Origin of the sequence: Hasllibacter sp. MH4015, from assembly GCF_020177575.1 — a bacterium.
Lineage (GTDB): Bacteria > Pseudomonadota > Alphaproteobacteria > Rhodobacterales > Rhodobacteraceae > Gymnodinialimonas.
On record NZ_JAHTBK010000001.1, the window covers coordinates 1,989,793 to 2,010,336 of the forward strand.

Sequence of the window (20,544 nt, forward strand, 5' to 3'; positions counted from 1 at the left end):
CCCCCGGACCCCCTCCAGGATATTTCCGGCACATGGAAGACTGGGCGCGCGCAGGCGGCGGACAGGCGAGGGCTCCCTACCCGGTCAGGGCAAGCGCAGGCGTAAGGTCACGATCTCGTAAGGCGAGAGGGGCACCGAGACCCGTCCGCCGTTTATTTCCAGATTCTGCCCGCCATCTTCCAACAATCCGACACACGCCACGCTTTTGACCGCGTCCGACAAAGCCAGGTCCACCGGGCCGCGCGTGTTGTGGGCCTCGAACAGGCGCACGATCACGCCGTCCCCATCGTCGGCAGGTTTCACGGTCTCGATCACCGCGCGGTTGCTCAGGCATTGGACCAGCGGCCCGATCGCCGTCCCCCCGCCGGGATCGGTAAAGACGCGCGGCGGGTAGTTCAGGGCATAGGCCTCCGCCCGGACGTCGACGCGGGTATTTCCCAGGTGGGGCAGCAGCGCATAGGTGAAATGATGCGCGCCCTGATCGGCGCCGGCATCGGGCATCGTCGCCGATTTTATCAGGCTGAGCCGCAGCACGTCGTCGCGCACGTCATAGCCGTATTTGCAATCGTTCAGGAGCGCGACGCCGTAATCCCCCTCGCTCAGATCCGCCCATTTCTGGGCCGGCACCTCGAATTGCGCGGCATCCCATGACGTGTTGCGGTGGGTGGGCCGGTCGATCTGGCCCCATTGAATGTCGAAGGTCGCGCGGCTGGCGCGGATGTCGACGGGGAAGGCCGCCTTCAGCAGCAGATGCGTCTCGTGCCAATCCACGAAGGTCTCGAAATCCACGCGCGCCGACGCGCGGGTCAGGCTGATCTTCTGGAGGATCGTGGATTTGCGGAAGGCACGTTCGACCTCCACCACGGCACGCAAAGGCCCCTTTTCCACGACCTCGATCCGGGTCAGGCCGCCCACCAACTCGCCCCGATCCTCGAAGAAGATATCGATGTCCCACGCATCCCAGCTGACCGGGCGATCCTCGAACAATTCCAGACGGTTGCCGAGCGTCCCGTGCTTCAGAACCTCCCGCCCCGCGCGCTTGTCGAAGAGGCGAGAGATCATGCCCTGCTCCCCGATCTCCACCCGCAGATAATCGTTTTCCAGAACCGCCGTATCGCCCTCGGTGAACGCATCGACGCCGTCAACCTCCGGCGCTGCTGCATCGCTGCGTTTCAGAATCCGCGCGGCCAGCGGCGGACCGTCCGGCAGTTCCACCAGAACCCCATCGGCCACGGCCTGCATCGGCAGGGCCGCGTCGCCGTCCGCCACCGGGTCGCTGCCTTCGGGCAGCAGCGCAAGGCGCGGGCCGGACAGCGGCGCGCCGTCGAGGATCAGCGCGCTGGCCCCTTCGGGCATCAGCGCCTGCGCCGCGTGGTGCAACGCGCCCTCCGCCTCCCCCATGATCCAGTCGAAATCGGCGCGCGCATCGACAAAGACTTCGCCGATGGATGTCCCGGTCAGGATGTCGTGGAATTGGTTCATGCATAACCGCTGCCACGCGCCCGTCAGGTCGCGCGGCCCCTGCCCCGCCGCCATCGCCAGCGCCATCGCAAGCTCCGCATCGTGCAGCGCCACCTCCGCCTTGCGGTTGGCCCGCTTGATCCAACCCTGGGAGGTCAGGACACCCCGGTGCCCTTCAAGGTAGAACTCCCCCTCCCAGACCGGCAGGCCGCTCGTGTTGTCCTCCAACGCCTCGAAGAACCGGCGCACATTGGACGCTTGCAGTTGCGGCGCGCCGGGCATCTCGCGCCAGACATGCGCCTTGCGGATCAACTCGTCGGTCGGCCCGCCGCCGCCGTCGCCGAACCCGTAACAGATCAGCAGATCGCGCACCCGGTCCTTGACCGTGTTCCGGCCCCAGGTCCCCACCACCTCCTCCGCCGTCAGGTCGGATTTGTAATTGGTCGGGAACGGCAGGTGCTGCACGTCGCGTGGCGTGGTCAGGAATTGCGCCAGGACGCGGCTGCCGTCGATCCCTTCCCACCACGTCGTCGAGGCGGGCATCTGGTTATACTGGTTCCAGTTCACCTTGTTGGTGACGAACCATTTCAGCCCCGCCTGCTTCATCAATTGCGGCAGGCAACCGGGAAAGCCGAACGTGTCGGGCAGCCACAGCACGGGCGCCTCCGCCCCGGCGCCGAACGCCTCCTCGCAATAGTGCCGGGCCAGCGCGATCTGGCGCACCAGCGCCTCCGGCCCCGGCATGTTGGCATCGGGTTCCACCCACATGCCGCCCAGAACCTCCCACCGCCCCTCGGCGACGCGGGCGCGGATCGCCTCGAAGATCTCCGGATAATCCTCCGCCGTCCATTGGTAGAGCTGGGGTTGCGAATGGCTGAACTGGAACTCCGGGTGCTTTTCCATCAGGCGCAGCACGTTGGAATAGGTCCGCGCGTTCTTCTGCCGGATCTGCGCGATGGGCCAGAGATAGGCGACATCCATATGGGCGTGACCCGCCGCATGGAGCCGGATGTCCAGCGCGGGGCCGGCCTGCGCCAGTCCTTCGCGCAGCCGCGTGGTCGCCGGCGCGACGGAGCGGCGGAACCCCTCATCCATCGGGTCGCGGGTGTCGAGGGTCAGGAATGCCCCGTCCAGCGCCGTCAGGATGCCGTGTTTCTCGGGGCGGTTGTCGTTCAGCTCCGAACACAGGTCCAGCGCCACATCGGCCAGCGTCAGGAACGCCTCCAACTCCCGGTCGATGTCGATGACGGCGCATTCGCGCATCAACAGGCGCGTCTTGTTGCTCGGGTCGGGCGGCCAGCCGCTCAACCCCGTCCAGCCATGGAGAAGCAGGTCATGGGGCAGACCGTCGGCGAATTTTTCCGGCACCTCGATCGTGTGGTGATAGCGGTCCGCTGACGCCACCGCCTGCCCGTCGATATAAAGAAGTGCCTCTGGATGGGTGAAAATGTCGCCCGCCACGCCAAGGGGCAGGTGCAGGGCCGGGTGTTTCCAGCCCTTGGGTACCGTGAAGCGCGAGCGCAGCGCGAAATGCAGGTCCTGCCCGCCCCAATAGGCATCCCAGTCCAGCAGCGAGCCATCGGCCTCGCAGGCGAACAGGCCCAGGTCCGGCATCACCCGCGCGCTGCCCAGATCCTCCAGCTTGAACCGGTCGATGGGGGCGCGGCGGAGCGCCACTTTCGGTGCGATCAGGCGCAGGCGTTGGGCGACCTTTTCTGCCGTCAGTCGCATCCGGTGTGACGGCATATGTCAGCCCTGCCTCAGGGTGAAACCGGGAATGTCGCCACGATAAACCGTCTCGGGCGTGCCGCCGATCCGCCCCAACTCCTCCAGCGCCGCGCGGGCGTCGTCGGCGTCGCCCCAGTCGCGGTCCAGGTCGGGCCAGGGGATCGAGTCGATCAGGAGCCTGGTATAGGCGTGTTGCGGATCGCCGATGACGTCCTTGGGCGGACCTGCTTCAACCACGTGGCCGTGGTAGAGGACCATCACGTAATCGCTCACGTGGTAGGCCGTGGCGAGGTCGTGGGTGATATAGACGATGGAAATCCCGTACTTGTCCTTGAGGTCATGGATATTGGCCAGGATCGTCGCGCGCAGGGAGGCATCGACCATGCTGACCGGCTCATCGGCGATCAGCAGCTTGGGGCTCAGCATCAGGGCGCGCGCCACGATCAGGCGCTGGCGCTGACCGCCCGACAATTGGTGCGGATAGCGCCCCAGCACCAGCGACGGGTCGAGGCCCACGGTCACGCAGGCCTCCTCCATCGCCTTGTCGACATCGCCCTTCATCCCGAAATTCTCGTAAGGGAATTTCAGCGCGTGGTTGACCCGGTAGAACGGGTTGAAACAGGCATAGGGGTCCTGGAACACCGCCTGCACCTGCTTTCGGAATTCCAGCTTGGCGTCGGCATTCATCGCGTTGATATCGGCGCCCTTGAAGCGGACCTGACCGGCACTGGGCGCGTTGAACCCCAGCATCAGGCTGCCCATGGTCGACTTGCCCGACCCCGATTGCCCGACGATGGAGATGATCTTGGGCTCCTCCCCGTCCAGCGCGAAGGACATCGGGTGCAGGGCCGTGACCGCGCCGTAGACCTTGCTGACCCCGTCGAGCTCCAACAGCGGCTGGTCCAGCTTCTCGCCCTTGGGCGGCGTGCCCTGGGAGGTCAGGAAGCTCTCGCCGCCCACCAGCGGGACGGAGGAGATCAATTCCCGCGTATAGGGATGCTCGGCCCCTTCGATAATCCGGCGCACCGGACCGAATTCGACCAGAACACCCTTCTTGAGTACGGCGATATCGTCCACCGATTGCGCCATCAGCCCCATGTCGTGCCCGATCAGGATCAGGCCCGCGCCGATCTTTTCCTGCATCTCCCGCAGGGTCTGCATGACATGGCGTTGGGTGATGACATCCAGCGCGCTGGTCGGCTCATCGGCGATAATCAGATCGGGCGTCAGGCAAGTGCCGATGGCAATACAGACCCTTTGCTTCATCCCGCCGCTCAACTCGTGGGGATAGAGCCGCCCCACCACGTCCGGGTCCAGCCCCACGCCGTCCAGGGCGGTAGCCGACCGCGCGCTCAACTCCGCCTGGCCCATCGCGCCCTCATGGGCCACGATCGCGTCCCAGATCTGGTTCTCGACGCGCATCACGGGGTTGAGCGAGTTCATCGCCCCTTGCGGGATGTAGCTGATCTTCCGCAACCGGACGCGGCGCATCTGCTCATCGTCGAGGTCAAGCACGCTGGTTTGATCGAGGGAATTGAGATGGATCTCGCCCGATGCCACGAAGCCGGGATTGGCCAGCATCCGCATGGCGGCCAGCGCCGTGGTCGTCTTGCCCGACCCCGATTCCCCGATGAAGCCGATGCGGCGGCCCTTCTCGACGCTGAGCGTCACGTCGGTGACGGCATGGACGACGCCCTTGGAGGTGGGGAAGTCGATATGGATGTTCTTGATGTCGAGGACACTCATGGGCGGGCTCCAGAAAGCCGGGCAGCGCCCGAGCCTGGGTGGGCGCTCAGAACGGTCGTGGCTAGGCGCTTTATGGTGCAGCCAACATCCGACGATTGAGCGACTAGAAACGGTGCAAAAGCGCCCTCCCGGGGGGAGGGTCGGGCGCTGCCCGGCTTGGTCAGCCGGGCGGAAGGTCCGCCTGCATCCACCATCACAGCTTCCTCAGGCGTGGGTTGGACACTTCATCCAGGCCCAGATTGATCAGCAAAAGCCCGATGAACATCACCATCAGCAGAACCGTTGGGAAGCCCCACCACCACCACATGTCCCGGGTCAGGGCCGCTGAATCGATCGCGTCATAGATCACCCGGCCCAGCGTCGGCACCCGCTGCGGACCCAGGCCCAGAACCTCCAGCCCCACCGCCGTCACGATGGAGGTGGTAACATTGGCGATGAACGACCCGAACAGGTACGGAACGAGGTTCGGCAACATCTCCCGAAACATGATATGCATGTTCGATGCGCCCGACAGGCGGGCCATCTGCACATACCCGCTTTCCCGCATCGAAAGGACCTGCGCCCGGATCAGGCGCGTGGGCGACTGCCACACGAAGGCCGCGATCAGGATCGCCATCATCGTCAGCGTGATGTCCCCGAACGACGCTTGCACAACCACAAGGATCAGCAAGGGCGGGATCGTTATCATCACGTCCGAGCCGACGCGGATCACGTCATCGACCCGCCCACCGGTATACCCGGCCGAGAAGCCGAGGAAGATCCCAAGCGACATCCCGATCAGCGACGCCAGGACGCCCACGTAAAGCGAATTGGGCGCGCCGACGATCAACAGGGCCAACAGGTCGCGCCCGGCAACATCAGTGCCCAGCGGCGAGGTGATTGCGCCGACCTGCCCGCGCATGTTCTCAAAGCCCGCGGGCGCCTGGCTTGGCATCACGGCCCCGGTGAAGACCAGGTCGGGATCCCAGAAGATGCGCCCGAAAATGCCCAGCGCGATGATGCTGAGCAGCAATCCGATGCCCCAGATCAGCTTGGGATTGTTCCACGGATTGTCGAAGCGCTTCATGCGTTTGAGCTGGCGCTTGGTGATCCCGGTCATGTCCGGGGCGGCAGTCTCGGGTGCGGCGGCGGCGATGGCCTGCTCGGCATCCGTATTGGCCGGCGGGTTGGGTCCGCCGGACGGATCGGCATCGGGGTGGACGGGGGGCGTGTCTCGGTTGCTCATCTCGTCACGCTCCATGCCGGATACGGGGGTCGATCAGCGGGTACAGCAGATCGACAAAGAACACGGCCAGGGCCGTCATCAGGATCACCACGAAACTGACCCCCTGGATCACCGGGAAATCCTGGTCGAGGATCGCGTCGTAAAGCAGCTTGCCCATACCGGGATAGGCAAAGATGCGCTCCACCAGCACCTGCCCCGCCACGAGCATCCCGATCTTCAGGGCGAAGGCGGTGATCTGCGGCAGGATCGCGTTGCGGATCATGTAGCGGTAAAGGATGTAGCGTTTGCGCAGGCCCTTGGCCTTGGCCAGCACCGTGTAATCCTCCCCCTGCACCCCGATCATCAGGCCCCGCATCCCCAACGCCCAGAACCCGAAGGTCACAAGGACGATGGACATGGCCGGCAGCACCCCGTGCTCGACCACGGAGGCGATGAATTGCCACGACATGCCGGGCTCCACCCGCAACCCGTAGGCCCCGTTGAGCGGGAACCACCCCAGCGAGCTGGAGAAGATGTACATCAGCAACAGCCCCGACAGGATCGGCGGCATCGAGGTGAAGACCATCGCCGCCGGGATCACCACTTTCCAGGGCTTGGGCGTATGCTCCCACACCATCAGCGCCCCCAGAAGGTTGCCGATGATGAAGGTCAGGATCAGCGCCACGATCATCAGGCCCAGCGTCCAGGGCAAGGCGCCCGCGATCATCTGGGACACCGGCGTCGGGAAACTGGCGGTGGAGATGCCGAAATCGAAGGTCAGCGTGTTCTTGATGTAGAGCCAGTACTGGACGTACCACGGGTCGTTGAAGCCGAAGCGTTCGTTCAGCTGTTCAAGGATCGCGCCGGAATTCTCGATCGTTCCCCCGCCCGAGGCCATCCGCCCCAGCATCGCGTCCACCGGGTTGACCGGCGACAGGCGCGGGATGATCCAGATCAGCGTCGCCGCGATGAACACCGTCAGGAACAGCGTGAACAGGCGGTTCAGCAGATAACTCGCCGGGATACGTCCCATGTCTCGTCCCTTCCTTTCGGCAAGCCGTCATTGGACGGCCCGCCAGTTTGATCTTTCGGCCCTCGTCAGGCCGCCTGTCCCGCTGCCTCGCGGGAAATCGTGTGGTTCCAGCCGCGCAGCACCATGCGCTCATCGGGATGGGCGCAGCCGGGCTCAACCGCATCATGGCCGTCGTAAAGCTGGCACAGAACCGTCTTGCGTGTCCGTTCCGCCCGGTTCGGCATGGAGCCGTGCAGCGTGAAATAGTGAAAGAACACCACGTCGCCCGCCGCACATTCCACCGGCATCGCATCGGCAATCGGGTAACGGTCGAGCACGTCGTTCTGCCGCCGCCCATCGGCCCCGCTAATCCGGCCTAACCTGTGGGAGCCGGGATAGACCCGCAGGCATCCCATCTGATCCGTGGCCTCGCTGACATGGATGATGCCCGCGATCATGGTATCCTGGAGCGTCGGGAAATACGGCCAGTCCTGGTGCATCGGGAACGGCGATCCGTTCTCCGACGGCTTCTGGAACAGCTTGGAATGGTGCAAGATGATGTCGGGGCCCAGAATGGCCTCCGCCACATCCAGGAAACGCGGGTTGAGAAACGCGTTGAGCCAGGTGCGGGAATATTTCTGGACGTTATGGGTGTGCAGGATCACGTCATCCTTGGATGCGATCTTGTCCGTCTCACCCCCGTCCCATGTAGCATCGACAACTTCGCCGCTGGCTGTCAGTTGCCCCACGATCCCGTCGAAATCCCGCTCCAGCGCGGCGACCTCATCGGGCTGGAACACGCCCTTCGCGTGGTAGTAGCCGTGTTCGTCGAAAAAGTCCTTTATGTCAGACATCTGCCTGAACCTTTGTGCTGAATGAGGCGGGGCGAAGAAGGACGCCCCGTCTGAGGGCCGGTGGCGCGGGGGCACATGCCCCCGGCCGGTGACCATGGGGAGGAAAGCTTACTCCGCGCGGGTCAGGTTATGGATGATCTGGTGACCCGACCCCCACCAGAAGAACGGGTGGTTGTAGTAGTTTTCGTTGGTCGGCCAGCCGTCCCAATAGGCGGTGCTGAACGGCAGGAGTTTCGCCGATTGCACCAGCGGGATGAACGGCATCCCCTCGGCCAGATGGCCATAGGCTTCCGCAACCATGCCCGGGATCGCGTCATCACCCAGCGGCATCGCCTCCAGCTCGTCCACGATCTCGGAATAGGCTTCGGCCGAGGCATCGTCCCACCGCGCGGTGTTGTTGAAGCCCGGGCTGCGCTCGCCCACCGGCACCACGTCGGACACCGTGTAGCGGCCCATGGAGGTCCACGGCTCGTTCACCGATCCGCAGCTCAGCCAGCTATAGGACATCTCGTAATTGCCGAACGGCAGCACTTCGCCCCAGAACACGCCGTTCTCCACCGGCACCGACCGGGCATCAATGCCGGCCCGCTGCAACTGCTCCACGATCAGGTCGATGGTCCGCGTGTATTCGGTCGAGGCCGAGTTCACGTGGATTTCGACGGCAAGCCGTTCTCCGTCACGCTCGTAGTAATCACCGTTGCGGGTCCAGCCCTCGGCTTCGATCAGGGCCTGCCCCGCTTCGACATCCGCAGTGGCCGGCAATTCGTGACCCGCCTCGATGGCCGCATCAATGAACGGCGCCATGGAGCCGTATTCCACGAACATCGTGCGGGACGGCGCGGTGGCCCCTTCCACGGCGATGTTCACGATCTGCGTCCGGTCGATGATATGGGCAACCGCCCGGCGCATCGCCGCATTGTCCCAGGGCGCGATCGTGGTGTTGATCTCCAGCTGACGCGCGCAGGGATCGGCGGCGGCAAAGGGATAATCGTCGTACCATGCGATCACGTCGGGGTTTTGCGCCTGGACCGCCTCGAACGTGCCGACGGAGACGTTTTGCGCCGCGTCCAGATCACCCGCGATCATCAGCTGTGCGCGGCTCTCCTCGCCGCCCGATTCAAGGAACACGACGCGCTGCGGCTCGGGCATGTCCATGAAGCCCGTTTCCGCGCCCCACCAGCTCTCCGCCCGGTCCCAGATCGCGCGGTTCGATGCGCTGCTCTCATAGACGTAGGGCCCGGTGCCGATCGGCGGGAAGAACGCGAAGGTCGCGGGATCGTCCGCCGCCGACCAGACATGTTCGGGCATGATCAGGAAGCTGCCGAAAATGCGCGTGCCGAAATTCTCGACCACGAAGCGCGGGTTCGGGGCGTTCAGGGTGAATTGAACGGTCAGGTCATCGACCTTCTCCACGCTGGCCACCTGGCCGCGGAGCGTCGCGACCTCGCGCGCCGTCAGCTCTTCGTTTTCCAGCGCCATGTTGACGGTGAACACGACGTCATCGGCATCGAAGGCCTCGCCATCGGACCAGGTCACGCCTTCGCGCAACGTGATGGTCCAGACATCGCCATCATCATCGGACTCGGCGCTCGTGGCCAGCCACGGGTCCAGTTCACCGGTGTTGTAGTTGAGGATGAACAGCGGCTCCCACATGGCCTGGTGCGCGCCGTGCATCCGGCGAATACCGGTGCCATCGGTCATCCAGTTGAAGTTCTCGGGGTCGCGGATCGTGCGGTCGAGATCGAAGATCACCGTGTCCTCGCGCGCCACATCTTGCGCAAACGCGCCACCGGTCAGCGCCAGCGTCATCGCCACCGATCCCAGCAACATCTGAGTTGTACGTTTCATTATTGGGTCCTCCCTAGGGTTCTTCCTCTTGTCCCCCCGGCGTCCCGGTGGGGTATTGTACCCGCAGCGCCCGCAGGCGCAGCGGGCTATCGCATGTAATCCATCACCATGACGCGGGTGCGATCCGGCAAATCCTGCGCGGAGACGTCGATGGTGTGCGCACTGGCGAAATCGACCGCGTCGTCACGGAAATTTGCCAGGAAACTCTCGATCCACATGGTATTGCGGGGCATGTAGGTCAGCGTGCGGAAATGCATCGGGATGATCAGCTTCGGGCGCACCCGGTGGATCATCTCCATCAGGTCCGGCAATTCGATGGTCAGGTATCCGCCCGCCAGCGCCAGAAGCACGTCGGTATCGGCAAAGAAATCCTGTTGTGCATCGGTCAGCGGGTTTCCGACATCGCCCATATGGGCGATCTTGATGCCGTCCATCTCGAACCGGTACATCCCGTTCTGTCCCGGCACCTCGTGCTCGGGGTGGTGGTCCCATTCCGCCGCCTCGATGGCGGTCACATGCAGGGCCTCGCCCCCCGTTCCGCCCGATTGCGCGACGTGCAGCGCGTTGATGACCTCCGGCGTGCCGCCGATCAGGTCGGCGCGGCAATGGGCGTCGTCATCGTCCGAGGAAATCACGACCACGTCCGCCATTTCCGTGATCGGCGCATAGCCCACGCCCTCGGGCGTGTAGGGATCGGTGATGACGGAAAAGCCGCTCGTGTCGGTCAACTTGAACGCGGCATGTCCGAACCAGGTCAGCTCCATCGGTCAAGCCCCGCGTCTATACCAACCCTATACCGGGAATATACCGGTCCTATATCCCGCCCGTTTTGCCGAAAATTGCACTTTCCCGACATCAGTTGTTCCCCACGACATGGGGGCTGCTGGTGGCGCGGATATCGTCGTTTTCGGGCCGGGCATGGTGCTGCCAATGGCCGCTTGGGTCCTGACCGCGCGCGATGATTGCCTCAACGCCCCTGGCCCATTCGGGATCGGTGATCCGGCTGTCGGGCGCGCAATAGCGCAAGGTCAGGCCACAGCGTCGGCGGTTCGACCTGTTGATCTCCGATCCGTGGACAAGCATGTCGGCGTGAAGCGAAATTTGCCCTGCTTTCAACGTGTTGACGAAGGGCGCGCCGAAACGCTCGGCCTCCGCGATGCCCTTGTGAAAGACGCTGTCGGCCCCCATGTCGGCGGTCTCGATCTCGCCCTTGTCGTGGGTGCCGGGGATGAACCGCATCGCCGCGTTCTCCGCATCGGCATCGTCGATGGCCAGCCAGACCGTGACTGTCCGCGCGGGCGACAGCTTCCAGAACGACGCATCCTGGTGCCACGGCACCTTGCGCGATCCCCCTGGTTTCTTTGACAGAATCGCGCTCGCCCAACAGATGATGTCGGACCCGATAATGTCCTGAACAAGGTCCAGTATCCGCGCATCCGTCGCGATATCCCAGATCCCCGCCATGCGCGCCTGGTAGCAGTTGATTCCATAGGCCCCGGCCTCGCCCATATCGTCCATCAGCCGGTCGAAATAGGTGCGGATACGCGCGATTTCGTCCGCGCCAAAGATCTGAAAGGGCTGGACGAATCCGTGGGCATTGTAATGGGCGATGTCACCGGCGCTCAGCCGCGCGGCGCGCTCGGCCGCGGCGGGCTTGAACCCCAAATCCAATGGCTCCTGCGCCAGTCTCATCCCACATGTCCCCCCATGTCACGGTCAGCATAGAGCAGCGAATTGCCGCTTTTGCAGACCCGCCCTTGACGAAAACGTGTTCTATTTTGATAATGATTGCGACTTTGCAGGTGCAGAAAAGCCCTTATTCCCATGCGTTTGCCGCAAAAATTGTTCAGAATTGATACCTATCTGCGCGCCGGTGACGCCTATCATTTCGTGCGCAAGGACTTGCCCGAAACGCCCCCCGTGATCGAGCACAGCCACGATTATTACGAGCTGTTCATGGTGGAACAAGGGCAGGTTCACCATTGGATCAACGGGCTCGAGGAACGGCTCGACCCCGGGCATCTGACGTTTATCCGGCCCGCGGATCGCCACGCGCTGCAAGCCGCCCCCGGAACCGGCGGGCGTATCCTGAACGTGATGTTCCGCAAGGCCAGCGCGGATCACCTTGTGGCGCGGTACGGGGATGAGATTGCGGGGAATTTCTTCTGGGCGAGCACGGAATTTCCGATGTCCCTGCGCCTTGGCGGGTTCCAGAAGGAACGCGCCGTCAATGCCATGCTGACCCTGCAATCAAGCCACCGCAGCCTTGCGCGGATCGAACATTTCCTCCTGTCGATGATGACCCACGTGCTCGACGCCACCGCCCGCGCCCAAGACCGCGCCCCCACCTGGTTGATTCATGCGGCGCATGCGGCGCGGGAGCCGCGGGTGTTTCGGCAGGGTGCGGAAGGGTTGATCGCCGCCGCGGGCCGGTCGCAGGCCCATGTCTGCCGGGAGGCGCGGCGCCATCTGGGCCTGTCGCCTACCCAATACGTCAATCGTATCCGCATCCAGCACGCGGCCATGATGCTGTCCGGAAGCGCCCATCCGATTGCCGCCATTGCGGAAGATTGCGGCTTCGAAAACCTGAGTTATTTCCACAAGTTATTCCGCGAGCAATACGGCACGACCCCACGCGGCTATCGCCAGCGCCACGCCAAACCGGCCCCCATCGACGCTCCGATCTGAGTGGACAAGCCCCGCCCGTCTTGGCACCGTCGCGCAAGCGGAGGATGCCATGCCACAGCCCGATCACATCTCGATCTACGACTTGCCGGATTTCGACCAACTCGACGAGGACACCAAGCGCTATTTCGAGGTGTGCCAGGAAAAGCTGGGATTGGTGCCCAATGTGTTGCGGACGTTTTCCGCCAACCAGGAAAAGCTGCGCGCCTTTGGACAATATTACAACACGCTGATGCTCGCGCCTTCGGGGCTGAGCAAGCTGGAACGCGAGATGGTGGCGGTCGTCGTGTCCTCGGCCAACCGCTGTTTCTATTGCCTCGTGGCCCATGGACAGGCCGTGCGCGCCCTGTCGGGGGATCCCCATCTGGGGGAGATGCTGGTGATGAATTACCGCGTGGCGGAACTGCCCGAGCGGCAGCGCGCGATGCTGGATTTCGCATGGAAACTGACCACCGCGCCGTGGGAGGTCGACGCGCCGGATCGGGAGAAATTGCACGAGGCCGGTCTGACGCAGGAGGAGATTTTCGATCTGTCCGACGTCGTGGGCTTCTTCAACATGTCCAACCGCTTCGCGATCGCGTCCGACATGATGCCGAACCCGGAATACCACGCCATGTCACGCGGTGAAGACGTTTAAGTCCAAGGCGTTACGGGGCGACGTTATCGCGGATCACTCCGCCAGAAGCCGCGCCGCCGCGCGTGTGCGCGGTCCGATGTCCCCGTCAATCGCCGCCGTGTAGAGCCCGCGTTCGGCGAGGATTTCCTGAAATGCGACAGCGGTATCGCGATCCCATGGCGGGGTGCGCCCGTCGATTGTGCCCCGCATGTCTGAGATGTCGACTTCGCCCGTCTCCAACGCCTCCACATAGCCTTGCGCGGCAAGCACCGGGTCCGCGCCGCGCCCGATGCCCTGTTCATAAAGGAACGCGCGCGCCGCAATGCCGTTTGGATCACCGCTATCGGCCAGGATTTCCACCCAGCCGCCGCGCAGGAAATCGCTGGCGGGCACGCCCTCCGCCCCGTCGGAATAAAGCCCGATCAGGTCCTGCACCGCTTCGAGATTGCCGGAATTCGCCGCCGCCACTAGGTACGGCACGGCAGCGCGCGCGTCGGGAATGCCCAAGGCTTCGTCCGATCCGCCCGGAACGCCATCCCCGCTCAACAGGGTGCGGCCGAGGTTGAATTGCGCGAAGGGATAGCCCGCATCGGCGGCCTGGGTCATCAGGCGCAGCATTTCGCCCGCATCGCGCGGAACGCCACGGCCAAGCCGGTACATGAAGGCAAGTGTCGCGGTCCCCGCCGGATCGCCGGCCGCCGCCGCCTGACGGTAGAGCCGCGCGGCCTCCTCCACATCCTCGCGCACGGGTCGCAGGCCGAAATTGTGGTAGTCGCCAAGCCGCGTCAGGGCGGCGGCCACGCCATTCTCGGCGGCCTGTTCATAAAGCGGGACCGCCCGGCGATGACGCCCCGACGCCTGCGCCGCCGTGGCCAGGTGGAAGAACGGCGCGCCCTCATCCGGCAACGCCTCCGCCGCGTCCCGGCAGAACGGAAGCGCGTCGCGGAGCGCCATCAGCGCGTCAGCCTGGGCTTCTTCGCTGGGATAGTTTTCCGCCGAGGGGGGGCCTGCGATCTCGATGCATTGGGCAAGGGCAGCTTCCGCTTCGGCCCGGGCGGCTTCGCGCGCCTCGGTCAGGGCCGCGAAGGCCGATTGCGCTTCTTCCACGGCGGCCTGACGCGCGGCGGCCTCTTCCGCTTCCACCCGGGCGGCTGTTTCCGCGGCCAGGGCGGCGAACGCATCCTGCGCCGCCGTCACGGCCGCTTCGCGGGCCGCTGCCTCTTCAGCCTCCACGCGCGCGGCGGTCTCTGCGGCCAGTGCGGCAAAGGCGTCCTGGGCGGCGCTTACGGCGGCCTCACGGGCGGCTTGCTGTTCCACCTCGACGCGGGCGGCCGTCTCTGCGGCCAAGGCCGCGAAGGCGGCTTGTGCGTCTTCCACGGCTTCGGCCCGCCCGGCGGCCAGATCGGCTTCGCTTGGCCCTTCATCGGCGGCCGACAAGGCCTGCAAGGCGGCGATCGCCTCCTCCACCGCCGCGGCGCGGTCCGCTGCACCCGCATCCTCCTGCGCCGCAACGCCACCGGCCCCCAGCGCAAGCGCGGAGACAAGAAAAATCGAACGGATCGCAAATGGCAGCTTCATGGGGGTAATTTCCTCAATCAAATCAGTCTCCAGGAACGATAGCCAGCGACCCCGGCCCTGTCGATACTCAAGGCATGCAAGACGGCGCAGAAAGCACTGGCCAAAGGGCATTGCACTGGGGCATTTTCCCAACGACACGCCACCGGGACGAAACGCTGACCGACCAGACCCCCACACAAGCCGCGCCGTCGCCCGCGCAGGCCGACGCCCCCGTGCTGGTCGTGGACCTTGACGGGACGTTGTTGCGTTCGGACATGCTGTACGAAAGTCTGTGGTCCGCCCTGTCGCAAGGCGGCTGGAGCGCATACCGGGCGTTGGGCGAACTGAGCAATGGCAAAGCGGCCCTGAAAGCGGCACTGGCGCGCCACGCGAAGATCGACGTGACCACCCTGCCCTATGACGCGGAGGTGCGCCAAAGGCTGGTGGATTGGCGGGCGAAGGGCGGGCGCACGGCTTTGGTGACGGCAACCGACGAGGCGCTGGCCACGGAGATCGCGGACCATCTGGAGCTGTTTGACGAGGTCCATGGCTCCGACGGGTCGCGCAACCTCAAGGGTGCGGAGAAGGCCCGTTTCCTTACCGAGAGGTTCGGGGCGAAGGGCTTCGTCTATATCGGCGACAGCGCGGCGGATCTGGAGGTCTGGCCCGACGCACAGCGCGCGATCAGCGTGGGCGCCAGCGCCCGGACCCGCGCGGCCCTTGATGCGGGCGATGTCCCGGTCGAGCATCTGGACCGTCCGACGCCCCACAGCGCGCTGCGCCGCGCGATCCGTCCGCAGCAATGGTTGAAGAACCTTCTGGTGCTGGTGCCGTTGATCGCCGACCCGAGCCATGGGTTGGGCTCTCTGCTTCCGATAATGGCGGCCTTCGTCGCGTTGAGCGCCGCCGCATCCGCCGGTTACCTGATCAACGATCTGCTGGACCTGTCGGACGACCGGTCCCACCCGCGCAAACGGACGCGGCCCTTCGCGTCGGGCGCTCTGTCCCCGGCCCTGGGCACGCTGGCCATCCCGGTCCTGCTGCTGGTGGCGCTGGGTACGGCGCTCCTCGTCTCGGCCGCGCTTCTGGCAACGGTGGCGCTCTATTTCGTGGCGACGGTGGCCTATTCGGTGCGCCTCAAACGCCATACGATGCTGGATATCTGCCTTCTGGCGTTCCTCTTCACGCTGCGCATCATTGCGGGCGGGGTGGCGATGGGATCGGGCCTGTCGGTCTGGATCCTCGCGTTTTCCATGTTCATCTTCTTCGCGCTGGCCGCCGTGAAGCGGCTGGCGGAGCTGACCGACGCGGAAACGGCGGGGCGGGAGACGTCGCGGCGCGGCTACGTGCCGGAGGATCGGCGCATCATCAGCCAGATGGCGATCACCTCCGGCTACCTCGCCGTGCTGGTGCTCGCGCTTTACGTGGACGAGCCGACCACGCAGGCGAAATTCGGCACGCCCTGGCTGCTTTGGGGTGTGTGCCCGCTCCTGATCTTTTGGGTCAGCCGGATGGTATTGGTGGCTGACCGGGGACAGATGCATGACGATCCGATGGTCTATTCCCTGACGAACCCGACCTCACGGCTCGTCGTGCTGTTCTGCGCGATCCTGGTGGCGGGGGCCGTGTTCCTATGAGCCGGACCATGCTGGTGTCACGCTACATCGCGTTCGCGGTGGTGGCGGTGGCCATCAACCTTGCCGTGCAGCGGGTCGTGCTGTTGGGCGGCGACAATTGGCTGTGGTTCGCGCTGGCGCTTGCGGCGGGCACGCTGGCGGGGCTGGTCGTGAAATACGTGCTCGACAAACGGTGGATCTTCTACGACCAGACGGCGGGCGCGGCGGCACAGGGGCGGCAATTCGGCCTCTACACCGTGATGGGATTGGTCACGACGGCGATCTTCTGGGTGACGGAAACGGCGTTCTGGCTGATCTGGGGCACCGATGCCGCCCGCGAATTAGGCGCGGTGATCGGGCTGAGCATCGGGTATATCACCAAGTATCAGCTCGACCGCCGCTTCGTGTTCCGGGACCGCGCGACATGAAGATCGGTGGCTGGGGCCGGTTCCCGATGGCCGAATGCCGGGTGGTGACAGCAAGATCGGAAGCGGACGTGCGCGCAGCTGTGCTGGAGGCCCCGCTGATCGCGCGCGGCAACGGGCGGGCCTACGGGGATGCCGCGCTGAACACCGGCCAGACCCTCGACATGACCGGCATGGACCGGATGCTGTCGTTCAAGGACGGCGTTCTGGTGGCGGAGGCCGGTGTGCTTCTGGGCGACATCATCCAGACCTTCCTGCCCCGCGGCTGGTTTCCCATGGTCACGCCCGGCACCAAATACGTGAGCCTTGGCGGGGCCATCGCGGCGGATGTCCATGGCAAGAACCACCATGTCGACGGGTCGTTCCGAGCTTGCGTGGATTGGGTCGACCTCATGGGCCCCGACGGCACAGTCTCGCGGGTCACGCCGGACGACGATCTCTTCCACTGGACGCTCGGCGGCATGGGTCTGACCGGGGTGATCCTGCGCGCCCAGATCCGCCTGCGGAAGGTGGAGACGATGTGGATCAGGCAGGAAACGTGGGCGCTGACATCCTTGTCCCAGACGCTTGCAGCCTTCGAGCAGACACAGGACGCGACCTATTCCGTAGCGTGGATTGATTGCTCCGACGGGCCGCATCACGGCCATTCCCTGCTGCTTCTGGGGGAGCATGCGGGGCCGGAAGACGTGCCACGGTTCGAAAAAGCCTTCGACGTGCGGGCTAAGGGCAAGCTTCCGATCCCCTTCGGCGCCCCGCCATTCCTGTTCCGGGGCCTGTGGCTGCGCGCGATGAACGGCATCTACTGGCGGCGCGGGGCAAGGAAGGCCGGTATCCGCGTCGTGGATTGGGACAGCTATTTCTATCCGCTTGATGCGTTGGCGAACTGGAACCGGCTTTACGGGCGGCGCGGCTTTGTGCAATTCCAATGCGCCCTGCCCGAGGATCGCGCGGCAGAGGGGCTTGCCGCGTTGATGAAAACCATCGCCGACGCGCAAAGCGGCTCAGTTTTGTCCGTATTGAAACGCTTCGGGCCGCAATCGGGCCATTTTTCCTTCCCAATGCCCGGCTACACCTTGGCCCTGGATTTCCCCGCGACAGAACGGAACCTGACATTGATGAGCAGATTGGACGACATCACCCTGGCCCATGGCGGGCGCTTCTACCTCGCCAAGGACGCCCGTATGCCCGAAGCGGTGGCCAAGGCCGATCCGCGGGCCGAGGCGTTTGCCGCCATGCGCAGGCAGGCGGGCCTGTCGGAGCAATTCGCCTCCGTCCAATCGGAAAGGCTGGGTCTATGAGCGGCCCGGTCCTGATCCTTGGTGCGGCGTCGACTATGGCGCGCGCGGTAGCACGGTCTTTCGCGGAAGCAGGCCATTCGATCCAACTGGCGGCCCGTGACGCGACGAGGCTCGAGGATGACGCCGCCGATCTGCGCACACGCTTCGGGGTGGAGGTTACCATCCACGAATTCGACGCGCTGGCCACCGACACCCATGGGGATTTCGTGACTGCCATCCCCCTGCCCGAGATTGCGATCTGCGCCGTGGGCGCGATGGGCGATCAGGATCAATCCGCCGCCGACCCGCTTGGCGCAGCGCTGGTGATCCGCTCGAATTTCGAAGGCCCGGCCTCCATCCTTGCGTATCTCGCCAACGCGATGGAAGCGCGCGGATCGGGAACGCTGGTCGGCATCTCCTCCGTCGCGGGCGACCGGGGGCGAGCGTCGAATTACGTCTACGGCTCCGCAAAGGCCGGGTTCACGGCGTTCCTGTCGGGCCTGCGCAATCGACTGGCACAAAGGGGCGTGCATGTGGTGACGGTTCTGCCCGGATTTGTACGTACGGCGATGACCGACGGCATGGACCTGCCCGGGCCGTTGACCGCGGACGCGGACGAGGTCGGCGCGGCGATTCTCAAAGCCGTCGAGAAACAGAAGAACGTCATCTACACCCGCCCGATCTGGCGTGTGGTGATGGCGGTGATCCACAACATCCCCGAGCCGATCTTCAAGAAAACATCGCTATAGGCGGAATTCGGGCGACGCGGCTGGCGAGAATCCGCGCAAGAGGCAAGGGGTTTTAGACAATCTGGTTCCGTGTTGTTGCCAAATTAACACTTCCAGAATAGGCCAAGACAAGACCGAGGGGACAGAGGCGCGGCAAGGCACCGCGCGACGACAAAAAAAGGGGCAGTGCCTCACCATGAATGGGACAATTCCCGCGCGGCTTTTCGCGCGCTCAAAATCCGTGAAGGCCCCGGGCGGGCCTCGTTTCTTCGAACGCCCCGAAGGCGTTCTTGCGATGGTTCTCACATCATCCATGATCACGTCGGCCTGCACCTATGTGGTGTTGTCCAACGCGATGGACGCGCAGCGCAGCGCGATCGTCGCGGAGCTGGCTGCCGCCGACCCGGCAGAGGCAGAGCCTGCGACGGCCCTGCCCGCGCCGGTGCCGTTTGACACGACCGTGTCGGTGATGATCGACCGGGCCCCCGAGACCCGCGAAGCACCGCAGATGCAACCGGTGGACGTCGCCGCGATGTTCCCGGAGGCGGATGTAACGCCCCGGCCCAATGACACCGATGTCGTGAATGTCGTGGAAGGCCGCCCCGCCGTGGTGCCGCCTTACCGCCCCGACAATGCGGCCGAGCCTCAGGTGATCGCCGTGGCCCGCTATATGACGCCCGACCGGCTTCTGTCGCTGCCGCGCCCCGTGGCGCGCCCGATCGTCACCACGACACCCGCCTGGCCTGACCCGGAAACCGGGCCGCAGACCAGCCCGCTTCTGGCCGCAATCAGCCCGCGTCCCGCCCTTCGCCCCGACGATCTGACGGTCCGCGTTGCCGCCGATCCGGAGATTCTGGATATCGAAGTGGCCCGCGCCGAGGCGCCGGAGGCGCTTGGTGGCGTCGGCGAAAGCCCCCGTGGCGGCCTGTTCGCCGGGGGCGGCAATGGCACATGCTCCGCCCGGCTGGCCCGCGAAATCCCGCGCCGTCCCGGCAATGCGGCAGGTGGCGCTGCCGTCATGGCAAGCGTCGGAAACGGGTCCGGCTCGGGCCGCGACAACGCGCTGGTGCAACAGGCGTTGAACGGGAACATCCCGGGCTTCCTGCGGGACCTACACCCGGTGACATTCGACGGCAATGTCAACGGCCGCTCGGTCACGGTGACGATCTGTGTGACGCCGGATTACCTCGCCATCGGATCGGATGCAGACCACGTGCGCGTCCCGCTTGGCCTGCCCGCCGCGATGCGCGTGGCCGCCGAATTCGACATGATGCTGCCGACGACCACGATGGTCGACGCGATCTACCGTCAGGCCGATGTGCGCGTGGCCCCGTCACCGATGACGCCGGGCGCATCCATGACGACGACCAGCTATTTCGTGCGCCACGATGAGACGGTGGACGCGCAATTCGCCCGCGCGGGCGCGCGTCCCGGCATGTTGGTGGCGGGTCACAAGAAGGACCTGGTGATCGCCAACCGCCTCGGCCGCAACCCGTCGAGCGTTGCGATCTATGGCTGGCACCGCACCAATGGCCGCGCGATCCAGCCCCTGTCGACGGTCCATGGCGGGTCCTACGCCGATTACAGCCACGGCATCCGCCTGGTCAGCCGCACGGCCTTCGTGAACGGCGAGGCGGTCGATCTTAGGGATCTCTTGACCGATGAACGGTATGCCGGGTTCCTGAATTCCGACGGCGCGCTGTCGGGGGCGACGATCCGGCTGGCCTCGCTTTAACGCCACGCGCCAAGCCCTTCATTCCAAATTAAAACGGCGCCTGCAGAGGCGC

Annotated in this window: 16 protein-coding genes; 7 read left to right on the plus strand and 9 right to left on the minus strand. The window is 65.0% G+C overall.

The features are described 5' to 3' along the window. Window positions 1–84 precede the first annotated feature (84 nt). From KUW62_RS10270 to KUW62_RS10305, 8 genes are all read right to left on the minus strand, one after another. Entirely contained in the window at window positions 85–3,192 is a 3,108-nt protein-coding gene (locus tag KUW62_RS10270) for a glycoside hydrolase family 38 C-terminal domain-containing protein (protein WP_224815389.1), read from the minus strand. 18 nt (window positions 3,193–3,210) lie between these two features. Beyond that, window positions 3,211–4,935 carry an ABC transporter ATP-binding protein gene (locus KUW62_RS10275; protein WP_224815390.1) on the minus strand — a complete coding sequence of 575 codons (1,725 nt, stop codon included), beginning with the start codon at window positions 4,933–4,935 and terminating at the stop codon, window positions 3,211–3,213. A gap of 193 nt (window positions 4,936–5,128) precedes the next feature. Beyond that, entirely contained in the window at window positions 5,129–6,160 is a 1,032-nt protein-coding gene (locus KUW62_RS10280; RefSeq protein WP_224815391.1) for an ABC transporter permease, read from the minus strand. 4 nt (window positions 6,161–6,164) lie between these two features. Next, window positions 6,165–7,172, minus strand: coding sequence for an ABC transporter permease (locus KUW62_RS10285; RefSeq protein WP_224815392.1), 1,008 nt, complete (start codon window positions 7,170–7,172; stop codon window positions 6,165–6,167). A gap of 65 nt (window positions 7,173–7,237) precedes the next feature. Continuing rightward, the gene (locus tag KUW62_RS10290; RefSeq protein ID WP_224815393.1) at window positions 7,238–8,005 is read right to left on the minus strand and encodes a phytanoyl-CoA dioxygenase family protein; all 768 of its coding nucleotides are present in this window, start codon (window positions 8,003–8,005) and stop codon (window positions 7,238–7,240) included. A gap of 108 nt (window positions 8,006–8,113) precedes the next feature. Continuing rightward, on the minus strand, window positions 8,114–9,853 hold the full coding sequence (locus KUW62_RS10295) for an ABC transporter substrate-binding protein (protein ID WP_224815394.1): 1,740 nt from the start codon (window positions 9,851–9,853) through the stop codon (window positions 8,114–8,116). Window positions 9,854–9,939: 86 nt separating this feature from the next. Continuing rightward, window positions 9,940–10,617 carry an MBL fold metallo-hydrolase gene (locus KUW62_RS10300; protein ID WP_224815395.1) on the minus strand — a complete coding sequence of 226 codons (678 nt, stop codon included), beginning with the start codon at window positions 10,615–10,617 and terminating at the stop codon, window positions 9,940–9,942. 91 nt (window positions 10,618–10,708) lie between these two features. Next, window positions 10,709–11,545, minus strand: a complete 837-nt coding sequence (locus tag KUW62_RS10305) for a phytanoyl-CoA dioxygenase family protein (RefSeq protein ID WP_224815396.1) — start codon at window positions 11,543–11,545, stop codon at window positions 10,709–10,711. A 150-nt stretch (window positions 11,546–11,695) separates the two neighbouring features. On the opposite strand from KUW62_RS10305, the gene KUW62_RS10310 reads away from it, so the two are divergent. After that, window positions 11,696–12,541, plus strand: coding sequence for an AraC family transcriptional regulator (locus KUW62_RS10310; protein ID WP_224815397.1), 846 nt, complete (start codon window positions 11,696–11,698; stop codon window positions 12,539–12,541). 49 nt (window positions 12,542–12,590) lie between these two features. Beyond that, window positions 12,591–13,175 carry a peroxidase-related enzyme gene (locus KUW62_RS10315; protein WP_224815398.1) on the plus strand — a complete coding sequence of 195 codons (585 nt, stop codon included), beginning with the start codon at window positions 12,591–12,593 and terminating at the stop codon, window positions 13,173–13,175. Window positions 13,176–13,208: 33 nt separating this feature from the next. Here the strand turns inward: KUW62_RS10315 and KUW62_RS10320 are convergent, their stop codons facing one another. After that, window positions 13,209–14,732 (minus strand): tetratricopeptide repeat protein, encoded by a 1,524-nt coding sequence (locus tag KUW62_RS10320; RefSeq protein WP_224815399.1) that lies wholly within the window; start codon window positions 14,730–14,732, stop codon window positions 13,209–13,211. A 74-nt stretch (window positions 14,733–14,806) separates the two neighbouring features. Between KUW62_RS10320 and KUW62_RS10325 the strand changes: the two genes are divergently transcribed. The 5 genes from KUW62_RS10325 to KUW62_RS10345 all read left to right on the plus strand — a co-directional run bounded on the left by KUW62_RS10325 (window position 14,807) and on the right by KUW62_RS10345 (window position 20,492). Continuing rightward, a complete protein-coding gene (locus KUW62_RS10325) occupies window positions 14,807–16,348 on the plus strand; it encodes a UbiA family prenyltransferase (protein ID WP_224815400.1) in 1,542 nt (513 codons plus the stop codon). Next, complete coding sequence (locus KUW62_RS10330; protein WP_224815401.1) at window positions 16,345–16,755, plus strand: GtrA family protein; 411 nt, start codon at window positions 16,345–16,347, stop codon at window positions 16,753–16,755. Before KUW62_RS10325 ends, KUW62_RS10330 begins: the two co-directional genes overlap by 4 nt. Continuing rightward, a complete protein-coding gene (locus tag KUW62_RS10335; RefSeq protein WP_224815402.1) occupies window positions 16,752–18,050 on the plus strand; it encodes an FAD-binding oxidoreductase in 1,299 nt (432 codons plus the stop codon). The genes KUW62_RS10330 and KUW62_RS10335 overlap by 4 nt, the downstream gene beginning before the upstream one ends. Next, window positions 18,047–18,778, plus strand: a complete 732-nt coding sequence (locus KUW62_RS10340; protein WP_224815403.1) for an SDR family oxidoreductase — start codon at window positions 18,047–18,049, stop codon at window positions 18,776–18,778. Before KUW62_RS10335 ends, KUW62_RS10340 begins: the two co-directional genes overlap by 4 nt. A gap of 274 nt (window positions 18,779–19,052) precedes the next feature. Then, on the plus strand, window positions 19,053–20,492 hold the full coding sequence (locus tag KUW62_RS10345) for a hypothetical protein (protein ID WP_224815404.1): 1,440 nt from the start codon (window positions 19,053–19,055) through the stop codon (window positions 20,490–20,492). Window positions 20,493–20,544: the final 52 nt, after the last annotated feature.

Bases quoted from the DNA above. Each gene is read 5' to 3' on its own strand.
- KUW62_RS10270 (WP_224815389.1), bottom strand. From the start codon at position 3,192: ATGCGACTGACGGCAGAAAAGGTCGCCCAACGCCTGCGCCTGATCGCA.
- KUW62_RS10275 (WP_224815390.1), bottom strand. From the start codon at position 4,935: ATGAGTGTCCTCGACATCAAGAACATCCATATCGACTTCCCCACCTCC.
- KUW62_RS10280 (WP_224815391.1), bottom strand. From the start codon at position 6,160: ATGAGCAACCGAGACACGCCCCCCGTCCACCCCGATGCCGATCCGTCC.
- KUW62_RS10285 (WP_224815392.1), bottom strand. From the start codon at position 7,172: ATGGGACGTATCCCGGCGAGTTATCTGCTGAACCGCCTGTTCACGCTG.
- KUW62_RS10290 (WP_224815393.1), bottom strand. From the start codon at position 8,005: ATGTCTGACATAAAGGACTTTTTCGACGAACACGGCTACTACCACGCG.
- KUW62_RS10295 (WP_224815394.1), bottom strand. From the start codon at position 9,853: ATGAAACGTACAACTCAGATGTTGCTGGGATCGGTGGCGATGACGCTG.
- KUW62_RS10300 (WP_224815395.1), bottom strand. From the start codon at position 10,617: ATGGAGCTGACCTGGTTCGGACATGCCGCGTTCAAGTTGACCGACACG.
- KUW62_RS10305 (WP_224815396.1), bottom strand. From the start codon at position 11,545: ATGAGACTGGCGCAGGAGCCATTGGATTTGGGGTTCAAGCCCGCCGCG.
- KUW62_RS10315 (WP_224815398.1), top strand. From the start codon at position 12,591: ATGCCACAGCCCGATCACATCTCGATCTACGACTTGCCGGATTTCGAC.
- KUW62_RS10320 (WP_224815399.1), bottom strand. From the start codon at position 14,732: ATGAAGCTGCCATTTGCGATCCGTTCGATTTTTCTTGTCTCCGCGCTT.
- KUW62_RS10325 (WP_224815400.1), top strand. From the start codon at position 14,807: ATGCAAGACGGCGCAGAAAGCACTGGCCAAAGGGCATTGCACTGGGGC.
- KUW62_RS10330 (WP_224815401.1), top strand. From the start codon at position 16,345: ATGAGCCGGACCATGCTGGTGTCACGCTACATCGCGTTCGCGGTGGTG.
- KUW62_RS10335 (WP_224815402.1), top strand. From the start codon at position 16,752: ATGAAGATCGGTGGCTGGGGCCGGTTCCCGATGGCCGAATGCCGGGTG.
- KUW62_RS10340 (WP_224815403.1), top strand. From the start codon at position 18,047: ATGAGCGGCCCGGTCCTGATCCTTGGTGCGGCGTCGACTATGGCGCGC.
- KUW62_RS10345 (WP_224815404.1), top strand. From the start codon at position 19,053: ATGGTTCTCACATCATCCATGATCACGTCGGCCTGCACCTATGTGGTG.